This is a genomic window from Psychrobacter sp. H8-1 (assembly GCF_904846575.1).
Classification (GTDB): domain Bacteria; phylum Pseudomonadota; class Gammaproteobacteria; order Pseudomonadales; family Moraxellaceae; genus Psychrobacter; species Psychrobacter fulvigenes.
Genome location: NZ_CAJHBG010000001.1, coordinates 1,707,703 through 1,726,146, shown reverse-complemented (window position 1 = coordinate 1,726,146; position 18,444 = coordinate 1,707,703). Strand labels below are relative to the sequence as shown.

General features: G+C 42.7%; 15 protein-coding genes and 1 pseudogene. 6 read left to right on the top strand and 10 right to left on the bottom strand.

Annotated elements, in window-relative coordinates:
• Positions 1 to 85: 85 nt before the first annotated feature.
• Positions 86 to 745: a ribose-5-phosphate isomerase RpiA gene (gene rpiA, locus JMY01_RS06975; protein ID WP_201574889.1), complete on the top strand. Its 660-nt coding sequence runs from the start codon at positions 86 to 88 to the stop codon at positions 743 to 745.
• A 135-nt stretch (positions 746 to 880) separates the two neighbouring features.
• Here rpiA and argF read toward each other — a convergent pair whose 3' ends face one another.
• The 3 genes from argF to dnaB all read right to left on the bottom strand — a co-directional run bounded on the left by argF (position 881) and on the right by dnaB (position 4,619).
• Positions 881 to 1,807, bottom strand: a complete 927-nt coding sequence (gene argF, locus JMY01_RS06970) for an ornithine carbamoyltransferase (protein WP_201574888.1) — start codon at positions 1,805 to 1,807, stop codon at positions 881 to 883.
• Positions 1,808 to 1,973: 166 nt separating this feature from the next.
• Positions 1,974 to 3,086 (bottom strand): alanine racemase, encoded by a 1,113-nt coding sequence (alr, locus tag JMY01_RS06965; protein ID WP_201574887.1) that lies wholly within the window; start codon positions 3,084 to 3,086, stop codon positions 1,974 to 1,976.
• Positions 3,087 to 3,218: 132 nt separating this feature from the next.
• The gene (gene dnaB / locus JMY01_RS06960) at positions 3,219 to 4,619 is read right to left on the bottom strand and encodes a replicative DNA helicase (RefSeq protein ID WP_201574886.1); all 1,401 of its coding nucleotides are present in this window, start codon (positions 4,617 to 4,619) and stop codon (positions 3,219 to 3,221) included.
• 355 nt (positions 4,620 to 4,974) lie between these two features.
• On the opposite strand from dnaB, the gene pdxA reads away from it, so the two are divergent.
• The 3 genes from pdxA (at position 4,975) to JMY01_RS06945 (ending at position 8,019) form a co-directional block, all read left to right on the top strand.
• On the top strand, positions 4,975 to 6,096 hold the full coding sequence (pdxA, locus tag JMY01_RS06955; RefSeq protein ID WP_201574885.1) for a 4-hydroxythreonine-4-phosphate dehydrogenase PdxA: 1,122 nt from the start codon (positions 4,975 to 4,977) through the stop codon (positions 6,094 to 6,096).
• A 152-nt stretch (positions 6,097 to 6,248) separates the two neighbouring features.
• Positions 6,249 to 7,112, top strand: a complete 864-nt coding sequence (gene rsmA, locus JMY01_RS06950) for a 16S rRNA (adenine(1518)-N(6)/adenine(1519)-N(6))-dimethyltransferase RsmA (protein ID WP_201574884.1) — start codon at positions 6,249 to 6,251, stop codon at positions 7,110 to 7,112.
• 70 nt (positions 7,113 to 7,182) lie between these two features.
• A complete protein-coding gene (locus JMY01_RS06945) occupies positions 7,183 to 8,019 on the top strand; it encodes a symmetrical bis(5'-nucleosyl)-tetraphosphatase (protein WP_201574883.1) in 837 nt (278 codons plus the stop codon).
• Positions 8,020 to 8,388: 369 nt separating this feature from the next.
• Here JMY01_RS06945 and JMY01_RS06940 read toward each other — a convergent pair whose 3' ends face one another.
• Positions 8,389 to 8,916: a hypothetical protein gene (locus JMY01_RS06940; protein ID WP_201574882.1), complete on the bottom strand. Its 528-nt coding sequence runs from the start codon at positions 8,914 to 8,916 to the stop codon at positions 8,389 to 8,391.
• A 39-nt stretch (positions 8,917 to 8,955) separates the two neighbouring features.
• Positions 8,956 to 9,942: a hypothetical protein gene (locus JMY01_RS06935; RefSeq protein ID WP_201574881.1), complete on the bottom strand. Its 987-nt coding sequence runs from the start codon at positions 9,940 to 9,942 to the stop codon at positions 8,956 to 8,958.
• Between the two features lie 597 nt (positions 9,943 to 10,539).
• On the opposite strand from JMY01_RS06935, the gene JMY01_RS14285 reads away from it, so the two are divergent.
• Positions 10,540 to 10,671 carry a hypothetical protein gene (locus tag JMY01_RS14285; RefSeq protein ID WP_265089853.1) on the top strand — a complete coding sequence of 44 codons (132 nt, stop codon included), beginning with the start codon at positions 10,540 to 10,542 and terminating at the stop codon, positions 10,669 to 10,671.
• A 63-nt stretch (positions 10,672 to 10,734) separates the two neighbouring features.
• Complete coding sequence (locus JMY01_RS06930; protein WP_201574880.1) at positions 10,735 to 10,950, top strand: DUF3955 domain-containing protein; 216 nt, start codon at positions 10,735 to 10,737, stop codon at positions 10,948 to 10,950.
• A gap of 12 nt (positions 10,951 to 10,962) precedes the next feature.
• Here the strand turns inward: JMY01_RS06930 and JMY01_RS06925 are convergent, their stop codons facing one another.
• From JMY01_RS06925 to JMY01_RS06905, 5 genes and pseudogenes are all read right to left on the bottom strand, one after another.
• Positions 10,963 to 11,634 carry a hypothetical protein gene (locus tag JMY01_RS06925; RefSeq protein WP_201574879.1) on the bottom strand — a complete coding sequence of 224 codons (672 nt, stop codon included), beginning with the start codon at positions 11,632 to 11,634 and terminating at the stop codon, positions 10,963 to 10,965.
• A 308-nt stretch (positions 11,635 to 11,942) separates the two neighbouring features.
• The gene (locus tag JMY01_RS06920; RefSeq protein WP_201574878.1) at positions 11,943 to 12,371 is read right to left on the bottom strand and encodes a PaaI family thioesterase; all 429 of its coding nucleotides are present in this window, start codon (positions 12,369 to 12,371) and stop codon (positions 11,943 to 11,945) included.
• Between the two features lie 320 nt (positions 12,372 to 12,691).
• Positions 12,692 to 13,309, bottom strand: a complete 618-nt coding sequence (locus tag JMY01_RS06915; protein WP_201574877.1) for a trimeric intracellular cation channel family protein — start codon at positions 13,307 to 13,309, stop codon at positions 12,692 to 12,694.
• A gap of 644 nt (positions 13,310 to 13,953) precedes the next feature.
• Positions 13,954 to 16,409 (bottom strand): annotated as a pseudogene (locus JMY01_RS06910) (site-specific recombinase).
• A gap of 192 nt (positions 16,410 to 16,601) precedes the next feature.
• The gene (locus JMY01_RS06905) at positions 16,602 to 18,386 is read right to left on the bottom strand and encodes an acyl-CoA dehydrogenase C-terminal domain-containing protein (RefSeq protein WP_201574876.1); all 1,785 of its coding nucleotides are present in this window, start codon (positions 18,384 to 18,386) and stop codon (positions 16,602 to 16,604) included.
• Positions 18,387 to 18,444: the final 58 nt, after the last annotated feature.

The window sequence follows — 18,444 nt, the reverse complement described above, 5'->3', positions numbered from 1 at the left end:
AATCACTCCTGCGCTGACATCTTTTGTGGTCATCGGGTATAATGGCCGCGCATTTTGATATTTTTCACGTTGCCAAGGATTTATAATGAGTGATCAGCAAACACAAAAGAAATCTGCTGCCAAAGCGGCTCTAGAGTATATCGAAGATGGAATGATATTAGGAGTAGGGACGGGCAGCACCGTGAACTGTTTGATTGAGTTGTTACCCACAATTAGGCTTGCAGGCGCTGTGGCTAGTTCGCAAGTGACCGAAGATAGGCTAAAAGCCCTTGGAATTGAAGTGGTGGATCTGAACTTTGCCGGAACATTAGACATATATATCGATGGCGCGGATGAAGTCAATGAGCACCTACAATTGATCAAAGGGGGTGGCGGCGCGCTCACACGTGAAAAGATCGTTGCTGCCGCTTCCAAGAAGTTTATTTGTATGGTCGATGAAAGCAAACGTGTAGATATATTGGGCCGAAATTTTCCAGTGCCCATCGAGGTGCTACCGCAAGCGCGCTCATATGTTGCAAGGCAGTTGGCTGAAATGGGCGCAGAGCCAGTATACCGTGAAGGGTTTGTCACCGATTATGGTAACGTCATCTTAGATGTGTACGATTTGGATGTGAGTAATCCAATAGCTCTAGAAAAAGAGCTAAATAATATCGTTGGCGTGGTGTGTAACGGTATTTTTGCTGCAAATCAAGCAGATGTACTGTTAAAAGCGGGTAATAATGGGGTTGAAACGATAACACGTTAAAGTAATAATTATTAAACCATCCGCAGTTTTTGGGTTTGATATAGTCTTAAATCTCGAGCATATATAAAGGCAGACTACATAAGTAATCTGCCTTTTTGCTACTATCTTAAGATTGTTTTAGCTCAAGCTAAACGGTTATCGATCTGATAGTTTGATCTTATCTTTTAGCAAGAATTCCATCAATGCCTTTTGTGCATGCAAGCGGTTTTCTGCCTCATCCCAGACGACAGAGCGCGGATCATCAAGCATGTCGTGAGAAATCTCCTCACCGCGATGCGCAGGCAAGCAGTGCATAAAGACCACATCTGGATCGGCCTTGTCTAATAAAGACGGTGTAACTTGATAAGGGGCAAAGCGACGCGCACGGGTATTTTGCTCGGACTCTTGGCCCATACTTGCCCAGACGTCAGTGACAATGAGGTTGGCGTCTTTTGCCGCATCTTGTACGTTTTCGACGAGGCTAACGCAATGTGAAAAGCGTTCCATTAACTTTGCATCAGGCTCAAAGCCATAAGGCGCTGCAACGCGTAGCTCAAAACCGAATTGATTCGCTGCTTGCATAAAGGAGGCGCACATATTGTTGCCATCACCGACCCAAGTGACGATTTTATTTTCGATACTGCCACGATGCTCGTAATAGGTTTGCATATCGGCCAATAGCTGGCAAGGATGAAAGTCGTCGGTCAAGGCATTGATGATGGGCACACTTGAGTATTCAGCAAAAGTCTCAACCTTTTCGTGTCCAAAGGTGCGAATCATGATGATATCGACCATGCTAGAGATGACGCGAGCTGAATCTTCTAAAGGCTCACCGCGACCGAGTTGGGTATCATTTGGTGATAAAAATATCGCATTGCCACCAAACTGTCCCATACCAGTCTCAAAAGAGATGCGAGTGCGGGTTGATGACTTTTCAAAAATCATACCAAGCGTACGGCCAACAAAGGGCTGATAGATCTCGCCAGCGTGTTGCATTTTACGCAGTTCGCTTGCACGTATAATGAGGTTTTGTAATTCTTGTTTGGTTAAATCAGATAAGGTTAAAAAGTGGCGCAAACTCATAGCAATCCTAGCAGTCGATCACAGTCAATGAAACGTTATCAGCCGTCAGTGGCAATAGGAAACTACCCAAGCCATGGCGACAACAAACTTTTAGTATAGCGTAATTAGTTTCAATGTAAACGCCAAATTTTTCTAAAAATTCTTCTAAAATAACCCAGTGGTAAATTTACACCAGTTTGCGGAGGGGACGCGCACTGAGCCTACATAGTAGCTCATAACCAATCGTGCCTGCATGATTAGCGACCTCATCGACATGCGGCTTCGCCCCCCAAAGCACGACTTTGCTATCAAGCGCAATATCTACTTGAGCCGCACTCAAATCAATGACAATCATATCCATGGCCACTCGTCCTCGGATAGGACAGGGATAGCTGGTGTTGCTAACAGCATCAATCATCATGACATAAGCATCATCACTGATGACACGCGGATAGCCGTCACCGTAACCAATACTGACGAGAGCGGTTCTAGTATCTTGCTGAGCAGTCCAGCGACTGCCATAACCAATCGCCTCGCCAGCACTGACTGTATGTACCGCCATGATCTGCGCACTGAACTCCATCGCAGGCTGTAGGTCTAAATCCTCAGCCGATTGATCAATGACTGGTGAGCTGCCATAGAGCATAATACCTGGACGTACCCAGTCATAATGATTATCTGAGAAGTTTACGATCCCTGCAGAGTTGCACAACGAGCCCTTGATATCTGCACTGACATGCGCTTGTAAGTGGCTTAGCATGTCAGAAAAGCGCTGTATTTGCATGCTGTTGAGCGGATGCTCGCGACTATCAGCATTGGCAAAGTGCGTCGTGAGAATAAGTTGGTAACCAGCATCATGTAAACGCTGCGCTGCTTCTACAACCGTTTTTTCGTTGAAACCTAAACGATTCATGCCAGTATTATATTTTATCCAGACCTGCCGTGTTGGGCTTTTGGCTGCTGGTATATTGGCCAGTGCCCAGTCTAACTGCGGTGAGTGGTGAATCACGCAGCTGCAAGCGTTATCAATGGCTTGCTGCCACTCGTCGGCGCTAAACACGCCTTCAACCAAACCAATCGTTTTGTCCCAGCCTAATTGCCGAGCCTCTAATGCCTCAGTAAATGTGGCAACACCAATCCCATCTGCTTGCTGCAATGCTGGCAACACGGCAGCCACGCCATGACCATAAGCATTGGCTTTTACCATAGCCAATACTTTGGAATTGGGCGCGCGCTTCTTTACTTGAAATAAGTTGTGAGTAAGGGCTTGAGGATTAATGGTTACGGTAGCAGTACGCATAATTAAGATCTTTATTAGTATTTTAGGCCGACAGTTGAGCAGGGCTATAGATATTAATAGTCATTTTATGGTGTAAAATAACTTGTGGTTAGGTTTTGGATATTACAGGTACAGATCATTCATGGCTAAGCGTTATTCATCATCAAAAGTAACACCTTGATAGTACTCAGGTGTCAGGTTGATAAAGCGGGTAAACTGACCTTCAAAACCCAAACGTATGGTACCGATAGGGCCATTACGCTGCTTGCCGATAATGATTTCAGCCACGCCTTTGTGATCTGAGTTTTCATTATAAACCTCATCGCGATAAATAAACATAATCAAATCCGCATCCTGCTCGATGGCACCAGACTCACGTAAATCTGACATGATAGGACGTTTGTTGGGTCGGTTTTCTAGACTACGGTTCAGCTGCGATAAGGCGATAACAGGGCATTCAAGCTCACGTGCTAAGGCTTTTAGACTTCGAGAAATCTCGGAGATTTCGCCAACGCGGTTGCCATCAAGACTAGGGACTTTCATCAACTGTAGATAGTCGACGATGATGGCGCCAAGCTTACCATCATGGTTTTTGGCGATACGGCGACAGCGTGAGCGCAGCTCTGATGGTGGCAATGCGGTACTGTCATCGATATATAAATGCTTAGACTGCAAATGTTGAATAGCATTCATCATTTTTGCCCATTCGTCTTCGTTCATTTGTCCTGAACGCAGATGGGTCTGATTGATAGCACCCCAAGATGACAGCAAACGCATGACGATAGATTCCGCTGGCATCTCCATAGAAAACACCACCACAGGCAGATCTTCATTGAATAAGACGCCTTCTGCCAAGTTCATCGCAAAGGTGGTTTTACCCATAGAAGGACGCGCCGCAACAATGATTAAGTCACCAGCTTGCAGCCCTTGGGTTTTGTTATTTAGCTCAGCAAATGGCGTCTGCAATCCAATCATGCCGTCAGGATTGGATTTTAGCTCTTGAATTTTATCAATGACATTGGTTAGTACTGAGGTGATGCCAACGGGGCCGCGTTGTTCTGCGCGTTTATTGTGCTGCTCATTAATACTAAATATTTTGGCCTCAACATTGTCCAAAATATCACTAACGGTTTGATCTTTGGGGTTGTAGGCAAGGCTTAACATATCATTGCCAGTGGTAATCAATTGGCGCAGTGTCGACAACTCTCGTACACGTTGAGCATAGGCGGTCAGGTTAAATAATGTCGCAGGGCTTTGACTCAAAATATCAGCCAAATAACTGTCACCACCTGCAGATTTGAGCAGTTTCTGTGCTTCTAGCCAATCATGTACCATCACGGTATCGTAGGGTTCATTGACCGCTGCTAGATGAGCGATGGCATCAAAAATATGCTGATGGCGTCCTGCATAGAAGTCATCTTTGGTAACGATATCGGCAATCTTGTCATAGGCTTCTTCGATACTCATCAAAGAAGCCAGTAGCGCCTTTTCAATATCGATATTGTGTGGCGGCTGCTGATTGAGTAAGTCGTCGTTTTTGCTAGAGTCTGCCATGAGTGCCTAATTTATCTAAAAGTCGGTAATAAGGTATGCAAAAAATGGTAATAAAGAGAGAACAAGAACTGTCATTATCGTAAGCAGTGAGTGCTATCACTACATTAGTGGTACTAAAACGCGTCAGAGCAGTGTAACAAATGGTGCTACAATCAAAAGCGAAAGTTTAACACATTATAGGATTTTTTCTTGCTCTATCAGTACCGCGTTAGTCAGTGATGTATCAGTGAGTATCTGTGTATGTAGAGATAAGGGTTCAAGTCTGAGCAGTAAAAATCGTGACATTAAACAGCGTTAGACTTAATGAGAATATAATAATATTTGATAGTTAAGATAAAGTAAGGATGATTTTATAATGACAAAACAACCGTTGTTAATTACCACAGGCGAGCCAGCTGGTATTGGTATGGACGTAGTATTACTGTTGGCGGCTGAGGGTAAGCTGCAAGGTTTTGCTAGGCCTATTTGGGTGCTCGCTGAGAATGAGGCCATGCAAGCGCGCGCTGATGAACTCATCGCTGCTGGCGTGTTAACTGAGTCTCCAACTTGGCAAACTGTCGCCGCACCTATAGATATTGCAGAGTTTGCGCAGCAGATGTCATCGCTGTATCTGGATGATAAAAGTGAAGGCACTGGCGGCAACAGTAGCGAGAATCATAGTCAGGAGAGTCATAATAACGCTTTCACTTTGCTTGAAGTCAATTGCGGTGCACCTGTGGTCGCTGGTCGGATCGATATTAATAATGCCATCATGGTGGCGCGGCAATTGGAGGTTGCTCACCAACTGGCAGCAAACAACATCGTAGAAGCTATTGTCACAGGCCCTCTACAGAAATCTGCGCTGATCGATGCCAATATTAAATTATTGGATGGCATCATGTTTAGTGGTCATACCGAGTTTTTTATGCAGCAAAGTGGCTGCGATAAAGTGGTGATGATGCTTGCCAATCAAGCCATGAAAGTTGCGCTTGTGACTACCCATTTGGCTCTAAAAGATGTGCCTGCTGCCATCACGCAAGACAGTGTCCGTCAAACTGTGCAAATCGTTGTTGATGAAATGCGTTCAAAGTTTGGTATAGATGCGCCGCGTATCTTGGTCTGCGGTCTCAATCCGCATGCTGGTGAGGGTGGACATCTAGGCATGGAGGAGATCGAGATTATCAATCCAGTATTGCAAGAGTTTATCGCAGCTGGCGTAGACATATCAGAAGCGATGCCTGCTGATACCTTGTTTACTTCTCGGCATCTGGAGAGCTGTGATGCGGTGATTGCAATGTATCACGATCAAGGCTTGCCAGTGCTCAAGTCACACGGCTTTGGTGATACGGTCAATTTAACTTTGGGATTGCCCTATATTCGTACGTCAGTCGATCATGGAACGGCGCTTGATTTGGCTGGCAAGGGCGGTGCGAGTGCCACAAGCTTGTATCAAGCGCTAGTGATGGCGAATGAGATGGCAGATAAAGCATTAACGTAAGTGATAAATACCGCATTGAATATGACGCCAAAATACAGTCTGATTGTCAGCTGTGTTATAATTTCACACTGCTTACAAAGCTTTAAATCCAATGTTCTTATGACGTTGAATTTATTCACAGTTTTTTATTTTTTAATCATTAAGAATCCTTTATGTCCACAAACTCGTTTGACGCTAAGACATTAGCTGCCAGCTTGCGATCTGCCAAACACCAACCGCGTAAACGCTTTGGTCAAAACTTTTTGCATGACAGCAGTATTATCCGCCAGATTGTCGATAGCATTCACTTAAGCCGTGACGACAATTTGCTAGAGATTGGCCCAGGTATGGGGGCATTAACCGAGCCGTTATTGGCAGAAGTTGATGCCATGACAGTCGTCGAGCTGGATCGGGACTTGGCAGACAGTCTACGTATTCGTATTGGTGCTAATAGTCATCCTAACTTTACGATTGTCAAAGAAAACGCCATGAATGTGGACTATCGTGAGTTCTATAGTCCTGAGCGCGGTAAACTGCGTGTAGTGGGGAATCTGCCTTACAACATCTCAACGCCAATATTGTTCCATTTGCTCAGTTACGCTGATGTCATTCAAGACATGCACTTTATGCTCCAAAAGGAAGTCGTTGAGCGTATTACCGCTGATGTCGGTAGCAAGATTTATGGTCGTCTGTCGGTGATCATGCAATATTATTGCGATACGGACTATCTGTTAACCGTGCCACGGGGTGCGTTTAATCCACCGCCAAAAGTCACCAGCGCTGTATTTCGTCTCACGCCGCATATCGATAAGCCAGTGGTGGCAGAGGATGAAGAGTATTTTGCTATTGTGGTACGAGAGACCTTTAATCATCGCCGTAAAACCTTGCGTGCCATCTTCAAAAACTCAACCCTATTGCCAACATTGACTGAAGAGGACTTTGCTGCCTGTGGTATCGATCCACAAGCACGTCCAGAGACACTCAGCGTCAGTGATTTTGTGGCTTTAAGCAATCAGTCCAAGCGTGTAGAGGTTTGAGCTTTGTTTGCTTTCGATGAGTGATAGTTATAGAGTTTAAATAGATTATTTAAGTAATTATTGAGGGTTTATGAGTTTTCGCCACCAATACGTCATCGGTGACTTGCAAGGGTGTTATGCTGCGTATCAAAAGCTTCTTAAGACCATAGACTTTGATCCCAAGCAAGATAAATTATGGTTTGCTGGGGACTTAGTCGCACGCGGAGAAGATTCATTAAGTACGTTACGTCATGTCAAAGCGTTATGTGAGCAGGGCGCTGCTGCGACTGTGCTTGGTAATCATGACTTAAACTTACTTGCTGTATGGCGCGGAGCGACTAAGATCAAGAAAAAAGACAAGACGGCGCCGATTTTTGCTGCAGACGATAGCGATGAGCTGCTACATTGGTTGCGACATCAGCCGATTTTAGCCTATCCTGATGAGCACACAGTATTGGTGCATGCTGGTATACCGCCGCATTGGTCTATCAATGATGCTGCAGAATATGCGCAGCAGTTAGAAGCGCCGCTAAGAGGCAGTTTAAAGAAACTCGATAAGTTGTTACCTAAACTTTATAGTAAGACAGCCGATCATTGGCATGACAATATCGAAGGCTTTACCAAGCTGCGGGCGATATCCAATTATTTCACACGTATGCGCCTTTGCAAGCAAGACGGCACGCTTGAGTTTAGTTTTACAGCAAGTCTAGATGATCATATGCCAGATGGGTTTTTGCCCTGGTTTGCATGGCAGGTGCCACGTGAGCGCAAGATACTATTTGGACATTGGGCAGCACTCAGGGGCGAGGTAGACTTGCCCCACGCGCGCGCGCTTGATGGTGGCTGCGTCTGGGGTAATGCTTTATTGGCTTATCGTCTAAGCGATGGTAAAGTGATTCGCTCAATTGCGCACTGTCCAAACTCTTAATGACCGCTTATCTAACCTTGATATACAAGGCTAGATAAGCGGTCTGTTTTAAGTGGTTCTGTTATAGCAGTCTATTTTGAGTGGTCTATTAATAGGCTTAAAGCGCGGAATTACTGGTTCCACTGAGGTATGTTCTTTTTAGAGTGCATCGACTATATGATTGCTTCGCTTATTTCTTATGTATTGTCTAATTGAAATAACAATTAGAGCGATCAAAATTGGATAAATAATGAATATATCTACTCTTATTATCGCTCCAATTTGTGTTCTAGACCATATGCCTATATAAATTTCCCATACAATATAAAGTAGTATGGCGATTATCGTTGCCATTTGCACTTTGGTAATTTTTTTCACAGGTTTTCTCTCTTATTTATTCTGAAGATAGGTTGGAAATGCAGAAGCATGTGCAAATATTTTAGATTGCTCATCCCATCTCCAGTATTTTTGCGTTTCTTCAGTATCGCCTGTTGGGGTCGGAATTACCCATACTGACGTTAGAATATTGCTTTCCTGTTCAAATGTAACATATGTGCCATTACCACCCCATTCTTTATCTTCTGGTAAAGGGTAGACCATACCATTTCGGCTATCCACCATCGCACCACTGACACAACCTGAACCACAGCCCCATGTTATTACTACGTAATGGCTTGCAAAATTTACGTCCTGTTTCGCATACTCCTTACTAATTACAGTTCTATAACGTTTTGCAATTGGATGACTGTCGAAATTTATATTCGATTTTTCGATAGCTATTGGTTTAGCTTTTACCAGCGCCGTCTCTTCAAGTACAGTATCAATAGCGGTAGTATGCATAAGATCCGTATTTGTACAAGCAGTTATGGATACAGTTAATGCTAAAATTAACTGTATTTCAAAGTTTTTATATAGCACTTGCTTTATCCTATTATCCAGTAAACTTTTAAGAGGAGTTTAAAACTCATTAACCGTGTCAACTACAAACTGACGAGAAGCTTCCCCATCCTTCATATCATACTGAATTTGGCGTGTTTTACCTTGTGGATTGGCATTGCTATCGTCTTCTAAATAGAGTGGGAAACGTCTAACCAATACATTCTCAACCAATGCAAACGCATCGTGCCCCATATAACCTTGTTTGAGTGTATCAGTCAGCTCTGGATAAGAGACTTCACTCCATGACAGCCCTTTATTACTCGAATAAGCAACCACGTCACCATATGAGCCACTACCCACGCTTTGGGTGAACACCAGAATTTCAGGATATCCATCGCCATTCATATCACCCACATCAGCACTAACAACAGGATCGCTAATTGGTCGCTCGATAATGTCTTCGCCCATTGACTGAATCTGCAAGATATAGCCACCATTACCGTCAGAGGTGCTGGTCACTTGAGTAGAAAAATCACCATAGTTGAGTGAGGTAGCGTATTGCGAGTTGTCCAATTGTCGAGTATCCAGCGTATCGCTTAATTTTTGATATACGCCACCAAGCGTTGCACCGCCGCTACAATAAAAAGCTGTTTTTTGTAGACGGGATGTTTCACCTTCAATGGATAAGCTATTGTCGTTAAAGCGAAAATAAACGGGATTATTATCTACCCAAAACTGATACCGTCCATCATGAGCCTTATGAAGTACGGTGTCTAATGTACAAGTAGGTTTCTTTTTGTCTATGCGAGAACGAATAGACACACTAATAGCATCTTGACCAGCATCACGTACGCTGATCGCAAACCAGTCGTAACCCTCGTTACGCTTTGTATAGCCATCTGTGACGTAATCGCCCGTTATATTGTTAGTATGTTTATCGGTTGCGGTTGTCGTCGGTAGGTTGTTTTGTAAAACTGTTGTTGTCTCAATGCCCTGTGTATTAGTGTTCTGGCACGCAGTCAGACTTACTAACAGCATGCTGAGCAGTAACGTTTTTCTCATCATAATTTTTAGTTCTCTAGAAGGTTATTATTTATATAGGCAGATCATAATAAATGTAGTACAGCCCATGTTATTTAGCAGTTTAAGAAAGTCATTATCCATTCTTGTAGTGGAATATTGATTTGTACCTATTTTTTTCGATAGGATTCAAGTCAGGACACTGAGATAGTGGAGTTCAAAGCCTGTGACCATGTGTATTCAGTAACTTTTTACTTTTTATGAAAGTTTGATGCTTAAGCATAAGCTGCGATTTATGCTTGGGAAAAGCAGTGTTTCTACACATAAAGTGACAATAATGTTGCATTTTTTTGTTTTCCCGTTACTAGAGTAGATTGATACTCGATGTTTTCAAAAAGCTCACAGTGACCCAAAGTCGCAATTACTACAATTAAAACAATGGGTTAAACAAGGTTTGAACTAGTTATCTAGGACAGCCCCTAATTTAAATCATCCTACAAAACACATGGTATGAATAGTTTGTGAAAAGAATAAGCTACAGTTCTTTTTATTTCTAACTCATATAAGATAGACCCAATTCAATATTGTTGTGGTTACTTGTTTACTTAGGATCTCTATATAAATATTAAAATGATTGTGATCATGGCTGTTACTACCATTCTTGCTTTCTGGCTAGGTATCAAAGCTCACGAACGTCACTATAATGATGTTTGCTTAGATCTAGGCGGTGGTCAGAATCCAGGACACTATCCTATTTGTGTCATTGAAAGATAACGATACTGCCGCAATGAGAGAAAGCATGCTTATGACCTCAATTTATCATCTCAAGGAGCTTTTATGAAATCTAAACTATTTATCGTTGGCTCAATACTGTTAGCGGTTGCTGCGTTTTTTGGACTAATGGAAACTATGTTTTACGGCGGCATTGATTCTGAAGGCGTACTTCAAGAAAGTCTGTTTTTACCTCTGACTTTTATCTGTCTAGCTTTATCAGTAACTTTTTATGCTTCATCACTAATAATGCAGGTAAAAACGAGACTAACGCATAATTAAAGCCATTAACGCTTATTCTACGATAACGTCATCAACTAAGCTCAACCCTTCATCTACATCAAACGTTAGCCTATGAGCACTTGAGTTGATTTCTTTATCTTGGTCACCCTGTGTTGGATACTGACGTATAGTGACATCAACAATCTTTTTTCCATCATAATCTATCGCAGTCAGTGTACTGTACTTACCTAAGAGCTGTTGCCCGTATTGGTTGATGTCATTGGTACGGTAATCTAGCTCAAAAGCACCTAGATAGAGTGCGCTACTAGGTAGATCAGGGCTATCCAGACTGGATTTTTTATCCGTATCAGGATTGGTATTCGTTAAAGTATAAGGTGCAACAAACTTAAAAATGTTCTTATCATTTGAAATATTCAACGCAGTGATATTAGTATAGTCAAGCCATGCTGCATAATGTTCATTGTTTGACAGAACGCCTTTTACATAAGGCTTTTCATTTTTACTAGTGTTCAACTTGGTAAACTCTGTCAATTGGATTTGATTCTTATGATCGGGAAAAGTGATATAAAATGACTTATCAACATCAATACTGAATAACTTTTTCATGACACTAGGGGATTTTGTTTCTAGTGATGTCTCTAATGACTCATCAGTTTTTTGGCAACCAGTTAGCGTGGATAAGGCTGCTAATAAAATGATTGAGCCGAGTTGTAAAGTCTTCATGGTACTCTCTTATAGTTTAGTAGGTTATTATAATTAATCTCTGACTCTAACTTGTAACTGACGCGGTTGATCCAAATATCCTTGATACTCAAGACTGGTATCTTAGATTAAATAGTAGACTCGATCGATGATGATAGTGTCTGTATGATTGGTATACCATGAAGTACACTGAAACTATTTCTGTGATTATAGCCTTTGATATCATTAGCTTGTAACTAAAGATTTAAGTCCTCACTAGGGTACTAGACCAGTAAAGACGCCTGATCTACTCCCTAGGATTTAAGCAAAGGGCCTTAAGTTGATATCTTTTACAGATTTTCAGACTTGTTCTCGGTTGGTGGTACTGAGTAGGTTCCCACAACATGGGCAACTAATTCGTCAGATCCATCTGAGTATAAAGAAACCTCACCTACGACTAGACTCCTTCCCACTTTTAGCAGTTTGCACTCAGCAATAATACGTGATTTTGCAGTGGGCTTACGTAAAAAGTTGATAGTTAAACTTGTGGTGACTGCTAACGGTACTATGCCAATTCTACCTAAGATAGCCACATAAAGAGCCACATCAGCAATTCCCATCATTACAGGTCCCGACACAGTACCTCCAGGTCTCAACTCATCTATCCCAATATCATGGGATAAAATTGAGCCATCGCTATTTACCGCCTCAATCATGTACTTTGCTTGAGGGAACTCAGACTTCATGAACTCAGCTATCTCTTCCTTGGTTGCTGACATAAGGCTTCCTTTAATCTAACTGTTATTGGCACCTCTATTCTATCCTAACTTTCCACCTTACTACGATAAAAAATTATAGAGTCATTTTAGGTCAGAGCACTAGTTTTAAAGTGCTTGACGGTTTGATGAGAGGTATACCATACTTACTAAGCCTTAATGAAGCTTGTAAATATGCTAAAAATTAGCTAGATCAGCATATTTTTGGCGTTAACCACTCAAAAAAAGAGTCAGTATGATGGTAGAAAAGTAGAGAGCCTTGAAGGCTCTCTGAAATAACACAGCTCGCTCGTAGACATCCTTACAACGGTAGGGTCAATATTTTATTTCGCATTCTCTAACAAACGAAATACGGGTAATCGCCACTTTGCTCTAACTGCTACCATACGGATTAAGTAACCAGTAACTAAACTAATAATGACGCTGACATTACTACTAATAGCAAAATGCTGAAGTATCAAATATAAACAAGCAATGATTAAAGAAACTGAAGCGTATAACTCATGATGTAAAACCAATGGGGTTTGGCGACATATTAAATCACGCAGCAATCCGCCAAAGACGCCTGTTGCAATGGCCGCAACTATACAAACACCGTAATGGAGTCCCATATTAAGCCCTACTTGACAACCAATGATACTAAAGGCCGCCAGCCCTAAAGCATCCAAACGTATGAAAATGCCATTAAATTTAACAACCCATTTAGCCAACCAAGTCGTTATAAGCCCGGCCACACAGACAATTAATAAATATTTAGGATGTTCTACCCAAGTTAAAGGGTAGTTACCAAGTAGGATATCTCTTACACTACCACCACCTATCGCTGTTACACTCGAGATAAGCATAACCCCAAACCAATCCATATTCTGTCGCCCCGCGCTTAGTGCCCCCGTCATTGCCTCTGCTGTAATACCAATAATGTAAACTATACTCAAAAGCATGGAATACTCACCTTAAATCTATCTGATAGTGTAAATAAAGGGGGATTGTAAAGATAAAGCTGGTGTATTACGAATGATAATTTGAATCGTTTTGAAAACATCGAGTATCAATCTATTCTAGTAACGGGAAAACAAAAAAATGCAACGTTATTGTCATTATTTGGTAGTGTTCAAAATTCTGTGTCATTCCCCTAAACTATGTAAAAAAACAAGGAATGACACCATGCAAAACTTTGACTTTAACGAAGCCTTAAAAGGCATTTAAGCAGGTAAACCTATCACAGGCAGTGACGGGGTACTTGCTCCACTCATCAAACATCTCAAGCTTGAGTGCATGGTATTGACGGTAGGGGTCAATATTTCTTCAGTGGCAATTACTGATTAGTCCTAAAAAGATTTAGTTTTGATCAAGTTATGTCAAAGCAAACTTAGTGAGCTAAAACGCTGTCCTCATTAGCCTACAGCCTAAGATTCAAGTCCTCACTAGGGTACCGAAATCACTGAATGAAGAAGTACTTGCTAAGATACCTTAATTGGGTTCAGTTCCCTATACAGACATTGAACGTATTCTAACAATCGATGTCATAATAAATAATTTTTAACCTAAATAAGTCTCTAACGATTAAAATACCAAAACGGCCGCATTAACTAGGTAGATTAGGCGGCTTTTTTGGTTTTGGCAGTGATGTTTTGGCATCTCCTGCCACTTTGCTCTCAGAACTGCTTATTGTATCTGCGCTTTGTGAATCATGATTTGTATTGCCATCGATAGCGCCAAGCGTTTTTGTTATTTTGTCGTACTGGATATCATCAGTGTAGGGCACACTATTGAGCTCTTCATCTACGAGACCATCATCGAGATCCACCACTTTGGTAGACGGGGCATGAGGTTGTATATGATTACCCTTTGGCTGGTTGTCGTAGTATATATCTGTGGCTGTGTCAGCGCTTTGTGCATTGCCCTGCCTAGATTCGGGTAGGACTCTGACATCAGACAAACGCCGTACGACATAATTACTAGGTAAGGTTTTGCCGCCTTTTTGTGCTGACGTATCATCAAATATCATATGGCCTTGACTATCGATACGCGCATATTTCATGGGTTTATCACGCGGCCAAAAGAAGTCAGATGGATGACTAATAATATGACCAAAAACCAACTTGGTAAGTCGGCTCCACTCAAAGAAGCGTACTTCTTTTGAGCGCAGCGCTACGATTAAGGCCAGTGAAAAGCTGACCATGAGGTTGACCAAACCGATAAGTGCAACCCCAAGGATAGAGACCAAAATTAAAGGCCAACTGATTTGGGCTGCTGATAAGTTAAACAGTCCGTGTGCTAGGTTTGCGGAGGCAAAGGCAATATGGCGAATATCAATGGGTAAGCCAAATAAGAAACCTATGGTGGCGGTACTCCCTAAGAACACCCCGAATAAGAAGTTACCCATGATAGCGCCGAGGTTGGCCTCAACAAAACGACCTAAGCGTTGGAGCCATGACTTAGGCATCATATATTGCAGTAACCAGTGTTTATAGATACGAGCGCCAATTTGATTATATACGGCCAAATTATCATAGTAACCCGCAATGAGGCCAGACAAAAATAAATAGACTCCAGCTATGGCAGCATGAGGGAGTGCCAAAGAATAAAAAGGATCAAGATCATGTAAGAGGCTTGCCGCCATATTACTATCGATCATTGGTGCGCCAGTATACTGCAGCCAGGCGAAAGAGATGATTAAAGCGACTGGCACAGCAAGCATGACGTTACCCATGATGGCGATGAACTGAGTACGCAGGATATCGACTACCAGCTCCGATAGCTTGGTAAGTTGATGTGATTTTTTGCCAGAGCCATCTGATATGGTTGAGGCGATAGCAGCGGCAGTCATCGCTGGCTGTTTGGTCGCGACGGTACCGTGCACGATGTGGATAAACACAAAGCCTAGACCATAAATCATACTGTTGACAAATGCCCGGCCCATGGGAGCAAGCGCCAAGTGGTAAGCCAATATTTTTAGGGTCGCCATAAAGGCAATTAAGAATCCGCCAATCGAGGCTTTTTTGAACATTTTTTGATAGCCAGCTCTATCAGTGCTGATGTAGTGTTCACCAACACGGCTGGCATTTTCAGTGACTTTTCGCGACAGTAGCTTGGTATTATTGTCTATCAAATAGCCGATACTATAACGACGATTAGCCGTTGTAATGATGGTTTGTATCAGCTCTATGATGGCTTTATCGCGATTAGGGCTTTTGTCAGCGACCAAATCCGTCAAGATACGCATACGTTGCAAGCTTTGATCAAGGCGCAACATCATATTGGTCAAACGAATCGAGATGCCAGTTTTATAGATACGCTTACGCACGGTGGCGACGATATCATCACATTGCTCTAACATGACCAGTAAGGGCGCTTGGTCGACGGCGTGCTCTGGAGTAATATCAGTCAAAGTGTCAAGCTCATGTGCTTGCCGATACTGGTTGACGAACAGTACTGCTTCTTGGTTTTGTGCGACAAAGGAGGCGGAGTAGTTTAATATCTGGGGGGATAGGCTTCCATCAGGTCTGGATGCAGGCCAATCCCGCTAATACGATAGGACAAAATCACAATCGCATTCAAAATATTGTTTTTTGCCGTGGCCAACAGATGCAGGTGTTCTTCTTGCACTTTAAGAAGGCTTACGAGGGTATCCCACTTATCTTTTTCGACATTTGCCAGCCAGCGTTCATCTTGGGGCTTATCAAACAAATAACCGACCAGCTCAACCACAGAGTCATCTTGCGGTAATAATGGCAAAAACCTGTGACCAACCAGTCGACGTAAACTACTAAAAAACCCTTCATCCGACATAATGCCAGTATCTGTATAAAGGGCGATTTGACGATACTGAATGATAAGCTTTAAGACAAAGCTGGCGAGACCATCTCCATATTCTGGATGCTGACGTAAGATGTCGATCAGAGTCTGAATTTTCTGATTGGCAAGGGCAGGCTGCTTTTCAGTTACTCGCAGCTCCTGGATTAAGCGCTTAAGCATCGCTGGATCTGGTACGTCAGCTAAGGCGGTAATCTGCTGTAAAATGCGTTTTATTTCGGACACATTGTACCCTTTATCGTTGTTATTCTATTGTGATGTGACGAGAGGTTTAATAAGGGTTATTCTAATCGTAACCATGCATAGATAGTTAATTATTTTGTTAGCAGTTATTGTGAGCGTCATTTTGGCAAAAAAAGGGACAGTAGCATAACTGTCCCTTTCATTAGAATATTATAGAGTGCGTTCGATGACTACTTAGCTAGCAGGTACGTCAAAGTAATCCAGATCAAAGTTCATCATTGGATCACTACCCGCTTTAACCATCTGTGCATGAGCATCAATGCGTGGCAAGATGCGACCAACGAAATAGTCAGCGAGCTTGGCTTTATTGGTATAAAACTCGCCTTCTTTACCATTAGCGGCTTCCACCATCAACGCAAACATGTATGAGTAGGCAAGGTAGCCAAATGCATGCATGTAGTCAACGGCACAGCCATTAATCTCATTTTTACGTTCACTGATATTGCTAAGAACACTGGTGGTCAATTCTTCAATTGTATCAGCAGCATCTAGCGTTGCTTGTTTGATACCGTGCTCCGCTTGCATGTTATTGACAAAATCACGAATCTCACCCAAGAAGTGAGTGACATATTTGCCGTTATTACGAGCGACTTTACGACCCAATAAATCAAGCGCTTGAATACCGTTGGTGCCCTCATAAATCTGTGCAATACGAGTATCACGAACGATCTGTTCCATACCCCATTCACGGATATAGCCATGACCGCCAAATACTTGTTGGCAATCAATGGTCGCTTCTAGCGCTTTGTCCGTTAAGAATGCTTTGGCCACTGGCGTTAGCAGCGCAACACGAGCGGCTGCGGCTTGAGCGGCATCAGGATCGGTACTAAACTTCTCTTCATCAAGGTTTTTGGCAACATACATGGCAAAGCAACGAGAGGCTTCAGTATTGGCTTTTGCGTTCAATAGCATACGGCGCACATCGGCATGATGGATGATGGCATCAGCGGGTTTTTCTGGGCTTTGAATCTGTGTATCGCTACGACCTTGACCACGATCATTAGCGTATAACGCCGCATTTTGATAAGCAAGCTCAGAACCACCTAGGCCTTGCAGACCCATGGTGACACGCTCGTAGTTCATCATAATGAACATTGAAGATAGGCCAGTGTTCTCAGCACCAACCATCCAGCCTTTGGCACTGTCAAAGTTCATCACACAGGTCGCAGAGGCTTTGATACCCATTTTGTGCTCGATAGAGCCGACTGCCAAGGTATTGCGCTCGCCTAAGCTACCATCTTCATTGACCAAGAATTTTGGTACCACAAACAGCGAGATGCCTTTTGAGCCTTCTGGTGCATTGGGTGTTTTTGCCAATACTAAGTGAATGATGTTGTCAGTTAGGTCGTGCTCACCGCCAGTGATAAAAATTTTGGTACCAGAAATATCATAGCTACCGTCATCATTAGGCACAGCTTTCGTCTTAATAATACCTAAGTCAGTACCAGCATGTGGCTCAGTTAAGCACATCGTACCTGACCATTCGCCAGAATACATTTTTTCTAGGTAGGTTTTCTTTTGCTCTTCAGAGGCAGCCGCATTCATACAAATGGTCGCACCAACGGTCAAGTTTGGATACAAGGCAAAAGATTGGTTGGTAGTAAAAACCATCTCTTCGGTCAGCATGGTCACCATCTTTGGAAAGCCTTGACCACCATACTCAGGGTCACCGCTTAGGCCAACCCAGCCTGATTCGGCATACTGTTTGTAAGCGTCTTTAAAACCTGTGGGCGTAGTGACAACGCCATCCCCTTCAAAAGTTGCGCCTTCTTCATCACCACTGCGGTTGATAGGTAATAGAATGTTTTTTGACAATTTTGCCATTTCTTCCAAAATCATATCGACCGTTTCTATGTCAACGTGAGCCAAGCTTTCGTTATTTTGCCAAAACTCAGGCGCTTTAAATACATCGTTTAAGATAAAGCGCATATCAGTAAGAGGGGCGTTATAAACAGACATAAACATTCCTTTGGTTTTAAAGTAGAAAATTAACTTATTTTGAGATTGGAGGTGTCGT

Bases quoted from the DNA above. Each gene is read 5' to 3' on its own strand.
- rpiA (WP_201574889.1), top strand. From the start codon at position 86: ATGAGTGATCAGCAAACACAAAAGAAATCTGCTGCCAAAGCGGCTCTA.
- argF (WP_201574888.1), bottom strand. From the start codon at position 1,807: ATGAGTTTGCGCCACTTTTTAACCTTATCTGATTTAACCAAACAAGAA.
- alr (WP_201574887.1), bottom strand. From the start codon at position 3,086: ATGCGTACTGCTACCGTAACCATTAATCCTCAAGCCCTTACTCACAAC.
- dnaB (WP_201574886.1), bottom strand. From the start codon at position 4,619: ATGGCAGACTCTAGCAAAAACGACGACTTACTCAATCAGCAGCCGCCA.
- pdxA (WP_201574885.1), top strand. From the start codon at position 4,975: ATGACAAAACAACCGTTGTTAATTACCACAGGCGAGCCAGCTGGTATT.
- rsmA (WP_201574884.1), top strand. From the start codon at position 6,249: ATGTCCACAAACTCGTTTGACGCTAAGACATTAGCTGCCAGCTTGCGA.
- JMY01_RS06945 (WP_201574883.1), top strand. From the start codon at position 7,183: ATGAGTTTTCGCCACCAATACGTCATCGGTGACTTGCAAGGGTGTTAT.
- JMY01_RS06935 (WP_201574881.1), bottom strand. From the start codon at position 9,942: ATGATGAGAAAAACGTTACTGCTCAGCATGCTGTTAGTAAGTCTGACT.
- JMY01_RS14285 (WP_265089853.1), top strand. From the start codon at position 10,540: ATGGCTGTTACTACCATTCTTGCTTTCTGGCTAGGTATCAAAGCTCAC.
- JMY01_RS06930 (WP_201574880.1), top strand. From the start codon at position 10,735: ATGAAATCTAAACTATTTATCGTTGGCTCAATACTGTTAGCGGTTGCT.
- JMY01_RS06925 (WP_201574879.1), bottom strand. From the start codon at position 11,634: ATGAAGACTTTACAACTCGGCTCAATCATTTTATTAGCAGCCTTATCC.
- JMY01_RS06920 (WP_201574878.1), bottom strand. From the start codon at position 12,371: ATGTCAGCAACCAAGGAAGAGATAGCTGAGTTCATGAAGTCTGAGTTC.
- JMY01_RS06915 (WP_201574877.1), bottom strand. From the start codon at position 13,309: ATGCTTTTGAGTATAGTTTACATTATTGGTATTACAGCAGAGGCAATG.
- JMY01_RS06905 (WP_201574876.1), bottom strand. From the start codon at position 18,386: ATGTCTGTTTATAACGCCCCTCTTACTGATATGCGCTTTATCTTAAAC.